At 72.3% G+C, this 15873-nt stretch carries 18 protein-coding genes and 1 pseudogene; 13 read left to right on the top strand and 6 right to left on the bottom strand.

What is annotated here, in order from left to right; genetic code table 11:
• The first annotated feature begins 194 nt into the window (after window positions 1–194).
• The 5 genes from ACRDSK_RS23100 (at window position 195) to ACRDSK_RS23080 (ending at window position 2878) form a co-directional block, all read left to right on the top strand.
• On the top strand, window positions 195–356 hold the full coding sequence (locus ACRDSK_RS23100) for a hypothetical protein (protein ID WP_431443327.1): 162 nt from the start codon (window positions 195–197) through the stop codon (window positions 354–356).
• A gap of 54 nt (window positions 357–410) precedes the next feature.
• Window positions 411–995 (top strand): ArsR/SmtB family transcription factor, encoded by a 585-nt coding sequence (locus ACRDSK_RS23095; RefSeq protein ID WP_431443326.1) that lies wholly within the window; start codon window positions 411–413, stop codon window positions 993–995.
• Window positions 995–1732: an SRPBCC family protein gene (locus ACRDSK_RS23090; protein ID WP_431443325.1), complete on the top strand. Its 738-nt coding sequence runs from the start codon at window positions 995–997 to the stop codon at window positions 1730–1732. The genes ACRDSK_RS23095 and ACRDSK_RS23090 overlap by 1 nt, the downstream gene beginning before the upstream one ends.
• 27 nt (window positions 1733–1759) lie before the next feature.
• Window positions 1760–2557: an alpha/beta fold hydrolase gene (locus ACRDSK_RS23085; RefSeq protein WP_431443324.1), complete on the top strand. Its 798-nt coding sequence runs from the start codon at window positions 1760–1762 to the stop codon at window positions 2555–2557.
• A gap of 147 nt (window positions 2558–2704) precedes the next feature.
• On the top strand, window positions 2705–2878 hold the full coding sequence (locus ACRDSK_RS23080; protein ID WP_431443323.1) for a hypothetical protein: 174 nt from the start codon (window positions 2705–2707) through the stop codon (window positions 2876–2878).
• Between the two features lie 72 nt (window positions 2879–2950).
• On the opposite strand, the gene ACRDSK_RS23075 is transcribed toward ACRDSK_RS23080, so the two are convergent.
• From ACRDSK_RS23075 to ACRDSK_RS23060, 4 genes are all read right to left on the bottom strand, one after another.
• A complete protein-coding gene (locus tag ACRDSK_RS23075) occupies window positions 2951–3784 on the bottom strand; it encodes an alpha/beta fold hydrolase (protein ID WP_431443322.1) in 834 nt (277 codons plus the stop codon).
• The gene (locus tag ACRDSK_RS23070) at window positions 3781–4332 is read right to left on the bottom strand and encodes a TIGR03086 family metal-binding protein (RefSeq protein WP_431443321.1); all 552 of its coding nucleotides are present in this window, start codon (window positions 4330–4332) and stop codon (window positions 3781–3783) included. Before ACRDSK_RS23070 ends, ACRDSK_RS23075 begins: the two co-directional genes overlap by 4 nt.
• Window positions 4333–4396: 64 nt before the next feature.
• Window positions 4397–5641 carry an RNA polymerase sigma factor gene (locus ACRDSK_RS23065; RefSeq protein ID WP_431443320.1) on the bottom strand — a complete coding sequence of 415 codons (1245 nt, stop codon included), beginning with the start codon at window positions 5639–5641 and terminating at the stop codon, window positions 4397–4399.
• Window positions 5638–5973, bottom strand: a complete 336-nt coding sequence (locus tag ACRDSK_RS23060; RefSeq protein WP_431443328.1) for a YciI family protein — start codon at window positions 5971–5973, stop codon at window positions 5638–5640. The genes ACRDSK_RS23065 and ACRDSK_RS23060 overlap by 4 nt, the downstream gene beginning before the upstream one ends.
• Window positions 5974–6111: 138 nt before the next feature.
• Here ACRDSK_RS23060 and ACRDSK_RS23055 point away from each other — a divergent pair, with 138 nt between their 5' ends.
• The 5 genes from ACRDSK_RS23055 (at window position 6112) to ACRDSK_RS23035 (ending at window position 10366) form a co-directional block, all read left to right on the top strand.
• Complete coding sequence (locus ACRDSK_RS23055) at window positions 6112–7338, top strand: MFS transporter (RefSeq protein WP_431443319.1); 1227 nt, start codon at window positions 6112–6114, stop codon at window positions 7336–7338.
• Window positions 7339–7410: 72 nt separating this feature from the next.
• A complete protein-coding gene (locus tag ACRDSK_RS23050; RefSeq protein ID WP_431443318.1) occupies window positions 7411–8151 on the top strand; it encodes an SDR family oxidoreductase in 741 nt (246 codons plus the stop codon).
• A complete protein-coding gene (locus ACRDSK_RS23045; RefSeq protein WP_431443317.1) occupies window positions 8148–9023 on the top strand; it encodes an SDR family oxidoreductase in 876 nt (291 codons plus the stop codon). Before ACRDSK_RS23050 ends, ACRDSK_RS23045 begins: the two co-directional genes overlap by 4 nt.
• Before the next feature lie 20 nt (window positions 9024–9043).
• Window positions 9044–9982, top strand: coding sequence for a LysR family transcriptional regulator (locus ACRDSK_RS23040; protein ID WP_431443316.1), 939 nt, complete (start codon window positions 9044–9046; stop codon window positions 9980–9982).
• Window positions 9983–10099: 117 nt separating this feature from the next.
• Complete coding sequence (locus tag ACRDSK_RS23035) at window positions 10100–10366, top strand: hypothetical protein (protein ID WP_431443315.1); 267 nt, start codon at window positions 10100–10102, stop codon at window positions 10364–10366.
• Between the two features lie 5 nt (window positions 10367–10371).
• Here ACRDSK_RS23035 and ACRDSK_RS23030 read toward each other — a convergent pair whose 3' ends face one another.
• Together ACRDSK_RS23030 and ACRDSK_RS23025 are read right to left on the bottom strand one after the other, a co-directional pair.
• The gene (locus ACRDSK_RS23030; protein ID WP_431443314.1) at window positions 10372–11640 is read right to left on the bottom strand and encodes a GGDEF domain-containing protein; all 1269 of its coding nucleotides are present in this window, start codon (window positions 11638–11640) and stop codon (window positions 10372–10374) included.
• A 376-nt stretch (window positions 11641–12016) separates the two neighbouring features.
• On the bottom strand, window positions 12017–13558 hold the full coding sequence (locus ACRDSK_RS23025; protein ID WP_431443313.1) for an LLM class flavin-dependent oxidoreductase: 1542 nt from the start codon (window positions 13556–13558) through the stop codon (window positions 12017–12019).
• A 65-nt stretch (window positions 13559–13623) separates the two neighbouring features.
• On the opposite strand from ACRDSK_RS23025, the gene ACRDSK_RS23020 reads away from it, so the two are divergent.
• From ACRDSK_RS23020 to ACRDSK_RS23010, 3 genes and pseudogenes are all read left to right on the top strand, one after another.
• A complete protein-coding gene (locus ACRDSK_RS23020; protein ID WP_431443312.1) occupies window positions 13624–14112 on the top strand; it encodes a MarR family winged helix-turn-helix transcriptional regulator in 489 nt (162 codons plus the stop codon).
• Window positions 14113–14219: 107 nt separating this feature from the next.
• Window positions 14220–15062, top strand: a pseudogene (locus ACRDSK_RS23015) (glycoside hydrolase family 16 protein); the annotation flags it as partial.
• 61 nt (window positions 15063–15123) lie between these two features.
• Window positions 15124–15873, top strand: a 750-nt coding sequence (locus ACRDSK_RS23010) for an ROK family protein (RefSeq protein ID WP_431443311.1), incomplete at its 3' end; no start/stop codon positions are given.

The raw sequence follows: 15873 nt of genomic DNA, 5'->3' as shown, positions 1-15873 counted from the left end.
GCCCAGGTGTCCCAACAGCACCTCGACACCGGCCGGAACCCGGCGGTACAGCAGGACTCCGGCACTGCGTTTGGCTGGCACGACACCAGTCTGGCACCGGGGTAAGGGGTCGCACGGGCCAGGTATGGGCAATCGTCCGATGTCGGAGGCCGGTGCTTAGGACGAGTGTTCGCACTGGAAGTAAGGGAGTCGTCATGGAACTTCTCGTCTTCGCCATCGTCACCGGAATCGTCACCTACGGCCTGGAGCGCAACCGTGCCCGGCAGGCCGACCGACCGCGGCCACGACTGTCCGGGAGCCTGGACGTCGTCGACCGCAACACCGAACGAGTCGCCGCGGAGCTCATCTCTCGCTAACCGACAAGAAAATTTGTCTTGACAACATGAGCTGTCGGACGCAGACTTCTGCACATGTTCGACGTAGCGGTGATCGAGGACCCGGCGGCGGCCGAGGTCTCCCTGGACCCCACGCGGGCCAGGTTGCTGGCCGAGCTGGCCGAGCCGGGGTCGGCGACGACGCTGGCCCACCGGGTCGGGCTGGCCCGGCAGAAGGTCAACTACCACCTGCGCGCGCTGGAGCGCCACGGGCTGGTCGAGCTCGTGGAGGAGCGCCGCAAGGGCAACGTGACCGAGCGCGTGCTGCAAGCCACCGCGTCCTCCTACGTGATCTCCCCGGCCGCCCTCGGCGCGGTCCAACCCGACCCGGAGCGGGCACCCGACCGGCTGTCCGCGCGCTGGCTGCTCGCGCTGGCCTCGCGGCTGGTGCGCGACGTCGGCGCGCTGCTGGCCGGCGCGACGAAGGCGCAGAAGCGGCTCGCGACGTTCGGGCTCGACGGGGAGATCCGCTTCGCCAGCGCGGCCGACCGGGCGGCGTTCGCCGAGGAGCTGGCGCACGCGGTGACCACGCTGATCGGCCGCTACCACGACGAGACCGCCGAGGACGGCCGCGACCACCGGCTCGTCCTCGCCATCCACCCCACTGTGAGGAGCGACTGATGGGCCGCGAGTTCGAGAGAGTCGACAGCATCGAGGTCGACGCCACGCCGGAGCAGGTGTGGCAGGCCATCGCGACCGGACCGGGCATCGACTCCTGGTTCATGGGCCGCAACGAGGTCGACCCGGACGGGGGCGTGGTCCGCCAGTCGTTCGGCGGCTACGAGCCGGAGCACCGGGTCACCGGGTGGGAGCCGATGCGCCGCCTCGCCTACCGCAGCGACGCGCCGGACGGCCGGTTCATCGCCTACGACTTCCTCATCGAGGGCCGCGACGGGGCGGGGACCGTGCTGCGCATGGCCACCAGCGGCTTCCTCCCCGGCGACGACTGGGAGGCTGAGTACGAGGCGATGACCAGTGGCGGCGCCTTGTTCTTCGCCACGCTCGGCACCTACCTGCGCCACTTCGCCGGCCGGATCGCGGTGCCGGTCACCGTGTTCGGGCCCGCGTACACCGACTGGGACCGCACCCGGGCCACGCTGTGCAAAGCGCTGGGCCTGGTCGCCGAGCCGCGTCCCGGCGACCGGGTGGACGTCGCGCCGGACGGGCTCGACCGGATCGTCGGCGAGGTCTTCTTCGTCAACGCCGACACCGTCGGCGTGCGTACCACCGACGAGATCTACCGCCTCGTCAAGGGCTTCGGCGGCAACGTCGTCCTCATGCACCAGCTGTTCGAACGTGTCGACACGGACGCGGCCGAGCACGCCTGGCAGTCCTGGCTCACCAAGACCCTCGCCTGACTTCAGTTCTCGAGAAGGAGACAGACCATGACCAGCACGATCACCTCCGCGGACGGCACGAAGATCGCCTACGAGCGCACCGGCGACGGCCCGCCGTTGATCATCGTCGACGGCGCCCTGTGCTACCGGGCGAACGGCCCGTCCCGGCCGATGGCCGCCGAGCTCACGGCCGACTTCACCGTGTTCACCTACGACAGACGGGGGCGCGGCGAGTCCGGCGAGTCCAGCGAGATCGCGCTCGAACGGGAGATCGAGGACCTCGAGGCGCTGACGAAGGAGGCCGGCGGGGCGCCGTTCGTGTTCGGGCCGTCGTCCGGCGCGATGCTCGCGCTGGAGGCGGCGAACCACGGCATCGGGATCACCAAGCTGGCGATGTACGAGCCGCCGCTGATCGTGGACGACAGCCGCGGGCCGCTGCCCGCGGACTACGTGCCACGGCTGGACGCGATGATCGCCGAGGGGCGGACCGGGGAAGCGGTGAAGAGCTTCATGCGGTTCGTCGAGGTGCCCGGGTTCGGCATCGCGATGATGCGGCTGCTGCCGGTCTGGTCGAAGCTCAAGGCGGTGGCACCGACGCTGCGGTACGACTTCGCGCTCATGGCCGAGCTGCAGCGCGGCCGGCCGCTGCCGCGCACTCACTGGTCGACGGCCACCCAGCCCACCCTCGTGGCCGACGGCGGCAAGAGCCCGACGTGGATGCGCAACGGCTGCCGGGAGATGTCCGAGGTGCTGCCGAACGCGACGTACCGGACCCTGCCCGGCCAGACCCACCTGGTGAAGGCGAAGGCGCTGGCTCCGGTCCTGCGCGAGTTCTTCGCCGGCTGAGGGCCTTACCCCGTCGCACGGCCGCCTGAGGGGGCCCGGGTAAGGGATCGGACGGCTCCAGACTGCGTGATCGTCCGATGCCCGGCCCCCGGCCTCAGGACGACTGTTCTCCTTGCCAGCGAAGGCACACCGGCAAGGAGAACGGAAATGCAGAACTCACCAGAGGCCGTGCGGGCGGAGATGGACTACCGCCTGGAGCGCGCCCAGAGCGACGTCCGCAACGGAACGACCCTCGAGCACCTGCACGCCGCACGCGCGAACCACCCGTCGTGGTGGCGCCGGATGCGGGTGCAGCACCGCCCGACCAAGGACGCCGCGTGACGACCCCGGCCCAACCGGGCCCACCACACGCAACGACGCCCTCGCCGAGACCGGTGAGGGCGTCGTTGCGTTTCAGCGGTCGGTGTGCCCGATCAGCTCGCGGAGGACCAGCGGCCAGTTCTCCCGGGGAAACTCGTGGCCGGTGTTCGGCAGCGCAACCAGGCGGGCGTTCGGGATCTCGCGGGCCAGGGCCTCGCCGTGGGCGAGCGGGAACATCGGGTCCTCCGTGCCGTGCAGCACGAGTGTCGGCACCGTGATGTCCGCGAGCTTCGACCGCCAGCTCCCCGAGCCGCCGTCGGTCGCGTAGTGGTTCTTCTCCGCCGACTCCGGACTGGCGGTCCGCGAGGTCGCGAGCGTCGCCACAACGCGCACGGCCGCCTCGTCGAACGGCCTGCTCCTCGCCGCCGCCAGACGCTGGCTGGCCACCAGGTACTCGACCACCGCGGACCGGTCGCTCCAGTCCGGCTCCTCGACCGACTCGACGTCGCCCATCGGCAGGTCCTCGTCGCCCGCGCCGCCGCTCGTCGAGATCAGCGTCAGGGTCCGCAGGCGCGCCGGCGACCCGATCGCCAGCAGCTGCGCGATCGCCCCGCCCATCGACAGGCCGACCACGTGCGCGCGCTCGACGCCGAGCGCGTCCAGCACGCCGACCGGGTCGGCGGACAGCTCGTCTGACGTGTAGCCCGGCCGCCCCGGCGGGTAGCTCACCGACTCGCCGGTGTCGCGGTGGTCGTAGCGGATCACGAACCGCCCGGCCGCGGCCAGCGAGTCGCAGAACTCCGGCTCCCACCAGTCCATCGACGCCCCGCCGCCCATGATCAGCAGCACCGCCGGGTCCGCAGGCGAACCGAACGTCGACGCCGCGATCCGCGCGCCGTGCACATCGAGCATCGTCACCTCGGTCACCGCGTCACCCGCCCCAGCTTGCCCAGCAGCGCCGCGAACGGGGGCGCGCCGGCGGGCACCGGCACCGGGTCGGCGAACATGTCCGGCGCCGGCCCGCCCACCTGGAACGCGTCGACCGCGGCCACCGCGTCCGGCGACGGCTCGTACGGCAGGCCCGCGCCGGTGGCCAGGTCCCAGCCGTGCACCAGCGACTCCGACAGGCTGATGTTCGCGATCACCCAGCCCGGCTGCGTGCCGTCCGGGAACGGGTGCTCGGCCGCCAGCGCCCCCGGCCGCGCGAACGCCGCCAGACACCGGCGGGTCACGTCGCGGTAGGCGTCGAGCAGGTCCGCCGGGCGGTCCACGGCGTCAGCGTTGAGCCCACCGGACACCGTGGTGGCGAAGTAGTCCAGCGCGTCGACGAGGTGGTCGGCCACCTCGCGCACCGTCCACTCGGTACAGGGGCTCGGCGCGTCCCACCGGTCGGCGGGAATCGCCGCCAGCACCTCGCCGGTGGCCCGGTAGCAGGGCGCCAGCAGGTCGAGGTCGACCCCGGTCAGCTGAGTCATGTTCTCCTCCTCGCGATCGGATTTCACCCCACCGACGAACGGCCGGCGCCCGGATCGACAGGGGTCACGAGGAGACTTCGGCGAGCCGGCCCTCGAGGTAGCGCCGCTCGGCGTCGCCGCCGGCCAGCTCGATCGCCTCCCGGTAGGCGGCCGCGGCCTCGGCGAGGCGGTCGAGGCGGCGCAGCAGGTCCGCCCGGGTCGCCGGCAGCAGGTGGTAGCCGGCGAGCTCGCCGCCCTCGGCCAGCCGGTCCACCAGGGCGAGGCCGGCCGCCGGCCCGTCGGCCATGGCCACCGCGACCGCCCGGTTGAGCTCCACGACCGGCGAGGGCAGGTACTTCGCGAGCTCGGCGTACAGCGACGCGATCTGGCGCCAGTCGGTCTCCGCCGCGGCCGGCGCGGTCGAGTGGCAGGCCGCGATCGCCGCCTGCACCTGGTAGGGCCCCGGCGCCCCGCGACGCAGCGCGGACTCCAGCAGCGCCACGCCCTCGTCGATCTCCGCCCTGTCCCAGCGTTTCCGGTCCTGCTGCTCCAGCGTGACCAGGTCACCGGCGGCCGAGACCCGAGCCGCCCGCCGCGCGTCGGTCAGCAGCAGCAATGCGAGCAGACCGTCGACCTCCGGCTCGGCCGGCATGAGCGAGCCGAGCACGCGGGCGAGCCGGATGGCCTCGTCGGTGAGCGAGCGGCGCACCAGGTCCGCGCCGGCGCTCGCCGCGTAGCCCTCGTTGAACAGCAGGTACAGCACGCCGAGCACGGCGTTCGTGCGCGCCGGCAACAGGTTCGCGGGCGGCACCCGGTACGGGATGCCGGCGTGGCGGATCTTCCGCTTCGCCCGAACCAGCCGCTGCGCCATCGTCGCCTCCGGTACGACGAACGCGCGCGCGATCTCCGCGGTGGTCAGTCCGGCGAGCGTGCGCAGGGTCAGCGCGACCCGCGCCTCGAACGCGAGCGCCGGGTGGCAGCACGTGAAGATAAGCCGCAGCCGGTCGTCGCGGATCTCCTCCGGCGGCTCGGGTTCCGTGGTCTTGTCCAACACCGCCGCCAGCGCCGCCACCTCGCGCAGCTTGGCCGCCCCGACAGCCTCACGGCGCAGCCGGTCGACCGCCTTGTTGCGTGCGGTCGTGGTCAGCCACGCCCCGGGCCGGTGCGGCACGCCGTCGCGCGCCCACCGCTCCAAGGCCGCGGCGAACGCGTCCTGCGCGCACTCCTCGGCGAGGTCCCAGTCGCCGGTCACCCGGATCAGCGTGGCCACGACCTGGCCCCACTCCGCGCGAAACGCCGCCGCGACGGCAGCTTCGACCGGTGGGCTCACCAGATCGGTCGCACCTCGACCAACCCGTGCCGCGCCACCGGATGCGCCGCCGCGACGGCGACCGCCTCGTCGAGGTCGGCGCACTCGATCACCGTCAGCCCGCCGATCTGCTCCTTGGTCTCCGCGTACGGCCCGTCCGCGAGCAACACCTCGCCGTCGCGAACACGCACCGTGGTCGCGTCCTCGGGCGGGCGCAGCAACTCGCCGCTGATGAACACGCCGCGCCGGGTCATCTCCTCGGCCCATGCGCCCGCGTCGTCGGCTTCGCAGATCTCCTTGGAGGTGGCCGCGGTCGCATCCGGCTCACCGCCGATCAACAACAGGTAGCGCACGGCTCCCATGCTCTCACGCAGGAAGGGGCTTTCCGCGCTAACGAACGGGCATGCGGGTGACGTATCGTGGTACGGCTCGTGATGACGCAATGGCAGTGCGTTACACACCTGCGCAACACCGACATCCGGGGAGGTTCGGTGGCCACGACCCTGCAGCAGGGCTACCGAGGCATCTTCGCCAACGCCGAGTTTCGCGCGCTCTTCGCCGCCCAGACCATCTCGGTGATCGGCGACCAGTTCGCCCGGGTGGCCCTGTCCGTGCTCGTGTTCGACCGAACCCAGTCGCCCGCTTGGACAGCCCTCACCTACGGGCTCACCTTCCTCCCCGACCTCGTCGGCGGCCCGCTGCTGTCCGGGCTCGCCGACCGCCATCCGCGGCGCCGGCTGATGGTCAACGCGGACCTCGCGCGGGCCGGACTTGTGGCGCTGATGGCCGTGCCCGGTGTGCCGCTCGTCGCGGTGTGCCTGCTGCTGATCGCGGTGCAGCTGATCAGCGCGCCGGCCAACGCCGCCCGCGGCGCGCTGCTGCCCGCGGTGCTCGGCGAGGCGGACTATCCGGCCGGGCAGGCGGCCCTGCAGTCGGTGACGCAGGCGGCGCAGGTGGTCGGGTTCGCCGGCGGCGGCGCGCTCGTCGCGGCCATCGGCACCAACGGCGTGCTGCTCGCCGACGCGGGCACGTTCGCCTTGTCCGCGCTGCTCGTGTGGTGGCTCGTGCAGGCCCGCCCGGCGGCGGCCGGCGACGCCGACGTCGTGCAGCGCGCCTGGTGGCCGGACTTCGTCGCCGGCTCGAAGCTGGTGTGGACCGACAAGCGGCTGCGCGCTCTGGTCCTCTTCGCGTGCCTGTCCGGGTTCTACATCGTCGGCGAGGCGCTCGCCGTGCCGTACGCGCACGCCATGCAGAGCGGCGCGATCGCGGTCGGGTTCATGTTCGCCGGGTACGCGGCCGGCGCGGCGGTCGGCATGCTCGTGGTGGCCCGGATGTCCGCGCCGGTGCGGATGCGGCTGTTGTCCCCGCTCGCGGTGGGCACGAGCGCGCCGCTGGTGATCTGCTTCGCCGACCCGGCCCTTGGAGTCGTGGTCGCGCTGTTCGTCGCGTCCGGGGTGGGCAGCGCGTACCAGGTGATCGCGTCCACGACGTTCGTGCTGGCCGTGCCGGACTCGCGGCGCGGCCAGGCGTTCGGGCTCGCGGTCACCGCGCTGAAGGTCTCCCAGGGAGTCGGTGTCACGCTCGCGGGGCTCGTCGCCGAGGGCGTCGCGCCGTACCTGGTGGTCGGCGCGGCCGGGGTGCTCGGCATGCTCGCCGCGGGTGGCGTGGCCTGGTCATGGCGGTCCGCCAACGGTCGGGAGTCTATCCTCGGCACGTAATGCGTACGGCGCATAGTTCAGATATCAAGGTTTCATTGGACACATAGCTCCAGCGAGACGACCCTTGGTGTCATGAACACACGACAAGAGTCCCGAGTGGCGATCGTGACCGGTGGGTCACGCGGAATCGGCCGGGAGACCGCGCTGCGGCTCGCCGGCGACGGCTACGCCGTGGTGGTGAACTTCGCCGGCAACCAGGCGGAGGCGGACACCGCGGTCAAGGAGATCGCCGGGGCCGGCGGCCGGGCCGTCGCGGTCCGGGCCGACGTCGCGGACGAGGTGGCCGTGGCGGCCATGTTCGACCGCGCGGAGGCGGAGTTCGGCGGCGTCGACGTGCTCGTGCACGCGGCCGGCGTGATGCTGCTGTCGCCGCTCGTCGACCAGGACCTCGACGTACTGGACCGCATGCACCGCACCAACATCCGCGGCACGTTCGTGGTCGACCAGCAGGCCGCCCGCCGGCTGCGGCCCGGCGGCGCCATCGTCAACCTCTCCAGCTCGGTCACCAGGATCGGCCGCCCCGGCTACACCGCCTACGCGGCGAGCAAGGGCGCGGTCGAGGCCATCACCCTGACGCTGGCCCGCGAGCTGCGCGGCCGGGACGTCACGGTCAACGCGGTCGCGCCCGGACCGACCGCCACTGCCCTGTTCCTCGACGGCAAGTCCGAGGAGCTGATCGACCGCATCGCCAAGGAGCCGCCGCTCGAACGGCTCGGCACGCCCGACGACATCGCCGAGGTGGTCGCGTTCCTCGCCGGTCCCGGCCGCTGGGTCAACGGCCAGGTCGTCTATGCCAACGGGGGTGCGGCATGACGAGCACGGTCCTCATCAGCGGCGCCTCCAGCGGCTTCGGCGCGCTCACCGCCCACGCGCTCGCGGACGCGGGACACACCGTATACGCCGGCATGCGCGCCCTCGACGGGCACAACGCGACGGCCGCCGCGGACGCCCGCGCCCACGGCCTGCACCCGGTCGAGCTCGACGTCACCGACGACGACTCGGTGCGGGCGGCGGTGGCCACCGTCCTCGCCGAGCAGCCCTCGATGGACGTACTGGTCCACAACGCGGGCCACCTGGCGACCGGGCCGGCGGAGGCGTTCACGCCCGAGCAGCTCGCCGAGCTCTACGACACGAACGTGCTCGGCACCCAGCGACTCAACCGCGCCGCCCTGCCGCACCTGCGCGCCCGCGGCGACGGGCTCGTGGTCTGGGTCGGCAGCTCCAGCACCCGCGGCGGCACCCCGCCCTACCTCGCGCCGTACTTCGCCGCGAAGGCCGCGATGGACGCGCTCGCCACGAGCTACGCGCTCGAGCTCGCCCGGTTCGGCATCGAGACGACGATCGTCGTGCCCGGCGCGTTCACCAGCGGCACCAACCACTTCGCGCACAGCGGAGGCCCGGCCGACACGGCCGTCGTGGCCGAGTACGACACCCGGTACGGCGGGCTGATGGAACAGGTCGGCCGCAAGCTCGCCGAGCTGGAGCCGCCGGACGCGGACGCCGCCGAGGTGGCCCGGGCCATCGTGCGCGTGCTCGACACGCCCCGGGGCCGCCGGCCGTTCCGGGTGCACGTCGACCCGGCGGACGACGGCGCCGCGGTGGTCAACGCCGTCGCCGACCGGATCCGCACGGAGTTCCTGCGCCGCATCGACCTCGCCGACCTGCTCCACCCGGCGGCAAGGTGACGAGCAGTACCGTGCCGCTCATGCGCACCACGCACCTGCAGCGCGTCGACCTGAATCTGCTGGTGGCGCTCGCGGTACTGCTCGAGGAGCGGCACGTGTCCCGGGCCGCCGACCGGATCGGGCTGTCCCAGCCGGCGACGAGCCGGGCGCTACAGCGGCTGCGGGACACCCTCGGCGACGAGCTGCTGGTGCGCACCCGGGACGGCTACCAGCTCACCCCGCGAGCGGAGCGCGTCCAGCAGGAGCTCGCCGCGATCGTGCCGCGGCTGGAGATCCTGTTCGGCGGCGAGCACTTCGACCCGGCCGCGTCGACCGACCGCTTCCGGATCGCCGGGACCGACTACGCCACCGCGGTGCTCGGGCCCGGCCTCGCCCGGCGGCTGCACGAACAGGCCCCCGGCGCGACGCTGCACTTCGGCACCTGGGACCTCGGCGCGGTCGAGCATGTCCGGCGGGGGCTCGTCGACCTGGCCTTCTACGGGTTCCCGCCCGGGCCGTCGGTGCGCAGCGAGCTGCTCTACGAGGAGCGGTTCGGCTGCCTAATGGCCGCCGACCACCCGCTCGCCGGCCGCGAGTCGCTCTCGCTGGACGAGTTCCTCACCGCGGCGCACGTGCTGGTCGAGGTCCAGCAGGGCGAGACGCCGGCGATCGACCGCACGCTGACCACGCTCGGACGGGAACGCCGGGTCGCGCTCACCGTGCCGTACCACTCGGCCGCCGCGCTGGCCGTGCCGGACACGCGGCTCGTGGCCACGCTGCCCGAGCGCATGCTGGCGAGCGCCGCGCGAGACCCGGCGGTGCGGATCGTCGGCGCACCAACGGAAATCGACACGATGCCGTACTTGATGGTGTGGCATCCACGGCTGGACGACGACCCGGCACAGCGCTGGCTGCGGGATCTGGTCCGCGTGGTGGCCGCGGAAACCGGACACCTGGGTCAGGCCGATCTAGTTACCTAGTGACAACACGTAACACGGACTGTGATCGCCACGATCACACAAATGGTCACGACTACTCCCAGTAGCCGAAAGCAGAATCTTGCTCTTTCCGTGACCCGGTGCTGTTCTCGAGGAAATATGCGTATTCTGCCCCCCGCCTACCGACACGTGCCATCACTGTCCGTGCTCGCGGTCATCGGCCTTGCCGGTCTGCTCACGCCGTGGACGTGGGCCCAGCTGCTGGGTCCCGTGCTCGTCGTCCTCATCGTGGCGGCCGTCGCGACCCGCAACGCGCTGCGCCGGGCGTCCCGCAGGATCGACGTGATCCTCGACGAGGAGCTCAACCCCGAGGACGCCCTGATGACCGGCATCGACGAGGCCGCCCAGCGCCGCCTCGCCGGCTAGTCCCGCTAGTCCTGCGGTTGCCGGGCGGCGGGCAGCTCGTCCGGCATGCGCGCACCCGGCAGCAGCGGGCGCGCGGAGCCGGCGATCCGGGTGCAGTTGCGGCCTGCGGCCTTCGCCTCGTACAGCGCCGCGTCGGCGGCCAGCAGCAGCGTCGTCCGCTCCGTGCCGTGCTCCGGGAAGACCGCCGCGCCGACCGACGCGGTCAGCCCGCCGATCGACCGCTGCGCCCCGTCCAGGTCGACCGTCGTCACCCTCAGGTCCGCGACCGCCGCCCGGATGCGCTCCGCGGTCGCCACCACGTCGTCGGCACCGAGGCCCGGCAGCACGACCGCGAACTCCTCGCCGCCGTAGCGGCCGACCATGTCGTGGCCGCGCACCGAGTGCTTGATCGCGTCGGCCACCGCCCGCAGCACCGCGTCGCCGGCCAGATGCCCGTGTCTGTCGTTGATCCGCTTGAACAGGTCCAGGTCCAGCAACAGCACGCCGAGCCGCCCGTTCAGCCGGCGGGCCCGGTCCAGCTCGTCGGCGGTGAGCTCGGCCCAGAACGTCGGGTCGAACAGCCCGGTCTTCGCGTCCATCCGGCTCGCGTCGCGGAACTGCGGCAGCAGCAGCCCGGTGTGCAGGGCGAGCACCGTGATGATCAGCAGCGGCGTCCACCACGGCCGGGTGGTCAGCACGACCGCGAAGCCGGTGGCGAGGCCGACCGCGCCGGCGATCATCAGCTGGTCGCTCGCCGGGCCCAACGCCTTGCGCGACGGGCGGTCCGGGTTCGTCATGAGGATGGCGAGGACCACGAGCCCGTAGTTGACGAGCCGGTACAGCGCACCCGCCGCGACCACCGTGGCCAGCCCGAGCGGGCCGTCGAGCGCGGTGGCGAACGGCTCGCCGTGGCCGGGGTAGACCGCGGAGAGCACGGCGTAGGCGGCCGCGCAGCCGAGCACCACCGTGGCCAGCGAGAAGGTCTTGCGATGCGCGACCGCGCGCCGGTGGTACACCCGCAGCCAGGAGTGGGTATAGCTCACCGCGAGCAGCGCGGCGATCAGCGGCGGCGGCAGCAGCAGCACGGCGGCGAAGAACCACACCGACTGCAGGTGGGTGTGCGGCGACCCCTCCGAGGAGAGCTCGCGGATCCGCTCCATACCACTGGCCGCCTCGAGGTGCGCGACGGCGGCGCCGACCAGGAGCACGAAGCAAATCCAGTCCTCGCGGTCGACCGGAGCGAGAGTTATGGTGCCGGCTACGGTGGCCAGCGCGGCTACCTGCACGACTAGCACGTAGAACAAGGCAGGGTGCTTAAGGGACCACAGGCTCCAGCGGCAAGGTGAGAGCCGCTTCCACCCCCGCACGGGGTCGCGATGATCCGCGCCGTGCACCACCGTGTCCTTCCAACGGAGGTCCCCCACTGTAATGGCCTGGCCACCGAGTGTCGCGACTCCAAAAGGGTGACCAGAACGGCCGGGCACACCGAAGGAGATGCCATGTCCGCAACAACCAACCAGACCGGCCGCCCCTCTGACTGGCGGACCGGCCGCCCGTCCGACTGGCGCACCAGTCGCCCGTCCGACTGGCGCTAGGTCTGGTAGGCATCTGACGTAACTTGAGGCGCTCGTCGCATGGTCGACGAGCGCCTCGTGTCGTGTTCGGATGCGACTACCCGATGCCGAGTCGCGCGAGCGGCTCGACCAGCTCACGCTCCTCATAGGACAGATGGGACAGGAGCGAGTCGGTCAGCAGGTCCACCGCGTCACTCAGCTCGGTGATGCCCTTGGGGTCACTCACCGTGGCCACCAGCGCGGCGTCGACCCGGTTCAGCACGTCGTGGATGACCCGGTGCTCCTCGGACAACCGGTCGAGCACCGGGCCCAGCCGCGGGTCGGCGCGGCGCACCTGCGGGAAGAACGAGGCGTCCTCGATCGAGTGGTGCAGGGTGACGAACCGGCAGTAGCTCTCGCAGTACGCGCCGAGCGTCCAGTTGTTCTGCCGCATGGTCATCTCGTTGATCTCCGACCGGGCGGCGCCGACGTCGAGCGCGCCGTCGACGACCTGGCGGACCAGCGAGCGGACCCGGTCGAGCTCGCCGCGCAGGTGGTCGTGGACCCCGATGAGCTGCTGGCCGGTCATCCGGCCGCGCTCGGTGTAGGCCGCGTCCGGGTCGACCGCCGGCCCGGTCGGCCGCGCCGACTCGTCCCACACGGTGACCCGCGAGAGGCGGACGCCCTCGTCCGGGGTCGGCGTCACGCCGAGCGTGTCCGTTTCCGTCCCGCTGTCCACTGTGGACCGACCGGGTCGCTCGCCGCTGCCCAGGGCGCGCTCACGGGAGACCAGCTCCCGCACGGCCGGCGCCACCTCCTCGGCGAAGCGGCGCAGCTGGTCGTCGCCGTCACGGTCGATCATGAGGACGAACGAGCTGATGCCCTCGGTCAGCGTCAGCTCGGCGAGCTGCTCGACCCACACCCTCGCCGGACCGCGCAGGAACTCCGCCCCGGAGCCGGTGAACGTGCCGGCGATGTTGTACATCCGCCGGATGTCCGTTGTGGACCGACCGGCCGCCTCGGCGGCCTCGTCGATGATCTCGTTCTTCTCGGCGAGCTGCTCCGGCGGCACGTAGGGCGAGCTGGGCAGCCAGCCGTCGCCCAGCCGGCCGGTGAGCGCGAGCATGCGCCTCTTGATCGCACCGAGCCAGATCCCGATGTCGTGCACCGGGAACGGGCCGGGATGCGCGCCCGCGAGCCGGTAGTGCTCGCCGTCCAGCCGCACGCCGCGGCCGGGAGTCCACAGTGCACGGATGACGTGGATCGCCTCCTCGAGCGCGGCGATCGACTCCGGCGCGGTGTGCCGCGGGCCGCCCATGGCCTCGATGGCGTCCCAGAAGCTGCCGGCGCCGAGGCCGAGCTCGACGCGGCCGCCGGAGAGGATGTCGAGGGTGGCGGCGCTGCGGGCGAGGACCGCGGGCGGGCGCAGCGGCAGGTTCGCGACGTTGGGGAACACGCGCACCGAGGTCGTGCTCGCGGCGATCACCGACAGCGTCGTCCAGGTGTCGAGGAAGGCCGCTTGGGAGGGGTGGTCCTGCAGGCTCACCAGGTCCAGGCCGAGCCGGTCGGCGAGGCGGGCCAGGGTGAGCGTTTCGTCGGCCGCGTCCGCCCGCGGGGGCAGGAACACGCCGAACTCCAGTGGATGACCGTAGTCGGGCATAGCAACAGTATGCCACGAGATATTCTGTTCGACAGACGTTCTGGCGTGCCGCGTATCATGGCGGCATGACCGCACTGGACGGCGACCTCGGCTGGACGCTCGGCGTTGTGTTCCGCGCGTACGTCAAGGCGAGCGCCGCGGTGACGGCCGACCTGCCCGGCGGACACCGCGGCTACCAGGTGCTGACCGCCGCGGCAAGCGACGAGGCGCCCTCGCAGTCGGCACTCGGTGCCCAGCTGGGCATCGACCGCACGGTCCTCACCTACCTGCTCGACGACCTGGAGCGGGCGGCCCTCGTCGCGCGCAAGCCCGACCCCACCGACCGCCGCACCCGCCAGATCGTGGCCACCGAGCCGGGCCGCGAACTGCTGTGCGAGGTGGAGCGGCGGCTCGCCCACGCCGAGACGCACATCCTCGCCGGCCTGCCCGCCGAGGAGCAGCGGACGCTCAAGTCACTGCTGACCAGGCTCGCCGCGCACGCGAACGCGCTGGACCCGGTGGCCTCCACCTGTGCGGTGGTCGAGGACATCGGCGCGGCTCGACCGACGAGGTGAGCGCAACCCGCCGATCGTCGGTTGTGTCATTGGTCTAGACCGGGTCATGCTTTGTTGGCGCGCGCAACAAACGTTCAACTGCTGAACGAACGGAGACGCCGACCATGATGTCCGCACGCATCAGTCTGCTTGTCGCCGCACTCGTCGCGACCGTCCTGCCGGGCGCCATCGCGAGCACCTCGGCCATCGCTGCCCCATCGGCCGACGAGGGGCCGGCCGAGCCTCGGGCAGTGGTGTTCGAGGACAACTTCGACGGTCCGTCAGGCGCCGGGCCTGACGGCTCGAAGTGGGTCCTGGAGACCGGCGACAACGTCAACAACCACGAGCGGCAGTACTACACGAACTCCACCAACAACGCCGCGCTCGACGGCCAGGGCAACCTGGTGATCACCGCGCGGCGGGAGAACCCCGCGAACTACCAGTGCTGGTACGGCACCTGCGAGTACACCTCGGCGCGGCTCAACACCTCCGGCAGGTTCACCCAGACCTACGGCCACTTCGAGGCCCGCATCAAGATGTCGCGCGGCCAGGGGATCTGGCCCGCGTTCTGGATGCTCGGCGACGACATCGGCGGCGTCGGCTGGCCGCAGTGCGGCGAGATCGACATCATGGAGAACATCGGCCGCGAACCGTCCACTGTGCACGGAACGATCCACGGGCCCGGCTACTCCGGCGAAGGCGGGATCGGCGCGCCGTACTCGATCGGCGGCTCGTTCTTCGACGACTTCCACACCTTCGCCGTGGACTGGTCGCCGAACTCGCTGACCTGGTCGGTGGACGGGAACGTCTACCAGACAAGGACACCGGCGGACCTTGGCGGCCGGCAGTGGGTGTACGACCACCCGTTCTTCATGATCCTCAACCTCGCGGTCGGCGGCTACTGGCCGGGCGACCCGGACGGCAGCACCCCGTTCCCGAACACGCTGACCGTCGACTACGTGCGGGTCACCGCCTGAGCGGACGAGTACGGTTCCGTTGGTCAGACAGCCTGCCTGACCAACGGAGCCGCGCATGGACCAGGTGGCCGGATCGTCCCGGCTGCTCCGCGAGCTCAACGAAGCCGCGGCGCTGCGCCACCTGCTCGAGCGCGGCCCGCTGACCCGCGGCGACCTGCGGGCGCTCACCGGGCTCGCCAAGCCGACCACCTCCGACGTGCTGGGCCGACTGCGCGACGCCGGCCTGGTCAAGGTCGTCGGCCGCACCAGCGGCGGGCCGGGTCCGGGTGCCGACGTCTACGCGATCGACCCGGACGCCGCCTACGGGGCGGCGATCTCGCTGCGCGCGCGGTCGCTCGCCACCGCGGTGTGCGACCTGACCGGTGAGGTCCGCGCGCGCACGGAGACCGAGGTCGACTTCGCGCGGACCGACCCGGTCCGGGCGGTCCGCGACGCCCTGCGGGCGACCTGCCGGCGGGCCCGGATCCCCTTGCGCCGCATCGACCACGTGCGGCTCGGCGTGCCCGGCTCGGTGCACGGCGGCGCGATCCGGCTCGTGGACGTGCCGGGCTGGTCCCGGCCGGGCCTGATCGACGAGCTCCGCACCGCGCTGCGCACCGAGGTCGGCGTCGACAACGACGTCAACCTCGCCGCGGTCGCCGAGCGGTCCCGCGGCATCGCGGCCGAGTCCTTCGCCCTGCTGTGGCTGGGCGAGGAGGGACTCGGCCTCGCGATCGACCTCGGCGGCACGCTGCTGCGGGGCGCGCGGGGCGGCGCGGGCGAGATCGGCTACATGCCGGTCGGGCTGCCCGAGCCGGTCGCGGGC

Source organism: Actinophytocola sp. (assembly GCF_050699915.1).
In the GTDB taxonomy this organism is placed as follows: domain Bacteria; phylum Actinomycetota; class Actinomycetes; order Mycobacteriales; family Pseudonocardiaceae; genus Actinophytocola.
Note: the sequence above shows the minus strand (reverse complement) of the source record. Positions and strands in the feature narration are given on the sequence as shown.

Coding starts and splice junctions, on each gene's coding strand:
- ACRDSK_RS23100 (WP_431443327.1), top strand. CDS start 195: ATGGAACTTCTCGTCTTCGCCATCGTCACCGGAATCGTCACCTACGGC.
- ACRDSK_RS23095 (WP_431443326.1), top strand. CDS start 411: ATGTTCGACGTAGCGGTGATCGAGGACCCGGCGGCGGCCGAGGTCTCC.
- ACRDSK_RS23090 (WP_431443325.1), top strand. CDS start 995: ATGGGCCGCGAGTTCGAGAGAGTCGACAGCATCGAGGTCGACGCCACG.
- ACRDSK_RS23085 (WP_431443324.1), top strand. CDS start 1,760: ATGACCAGCACGATCACCTCCGCGGACGGCACGAAGATCGCCTACGAG.
- ACRDSK_RS23080 (WP_431443323.1), top strand. CDS start 2,705: ATGCAGAACTCACCAGAGGCCGTGCGGGCGGAGATGGACTACCGCCTG.
- ACRDSK_RS23070 (WP_431443321.1), bottom strand. CDS start 4,332: ATGACTCAGCTGACCGGGGTCGACCTCGACCTGCTGGCGCCCTGCTAC.
- ACRDSK_RS23050 (WP_431443318.1), top strand. CDS start 7,411: ATGAACACACGACAAGAGTCCCGAGTGGCGATCGTGACCGGTGGGTCA.
- ACRDSK_RS23045 (WP_431443317.1), top strand. CDS start 8,148: ATGACGAGCACGGTCCTCATCAGCGGCGCCTCCAGCGGCTTCGGCGCG.
- ACRDSK_RS23040 (WP_431443316.1), top strand. CDS start 9,044: ATGCGCACCACGCACCTGCAGCGCGTCGACCTGAATCTGCTGGTGGCG.
- ACRDSK_RS23035 (WP_431443315.1), top strand. CDS start 10,100: ATGCGTATTCTGCCCCCCGCCTACCGACACGTGCCATCACTGTCCGTG.
- ACRDSK_RS23025 (WP_431443313.1), bottom strand. CDS start 13,558: ATGCCCGACTACGGTCATCCACTGGAGTTCGGCGTGTTCCTGCCCCCG.
- ACRDSK_RS23020 (WP_431443312.1), top strand. CDS start 13,624: ATGACCGCACTGGACGGCGACCTCGGCTGGACGCTCGGCGTTGTGTTC.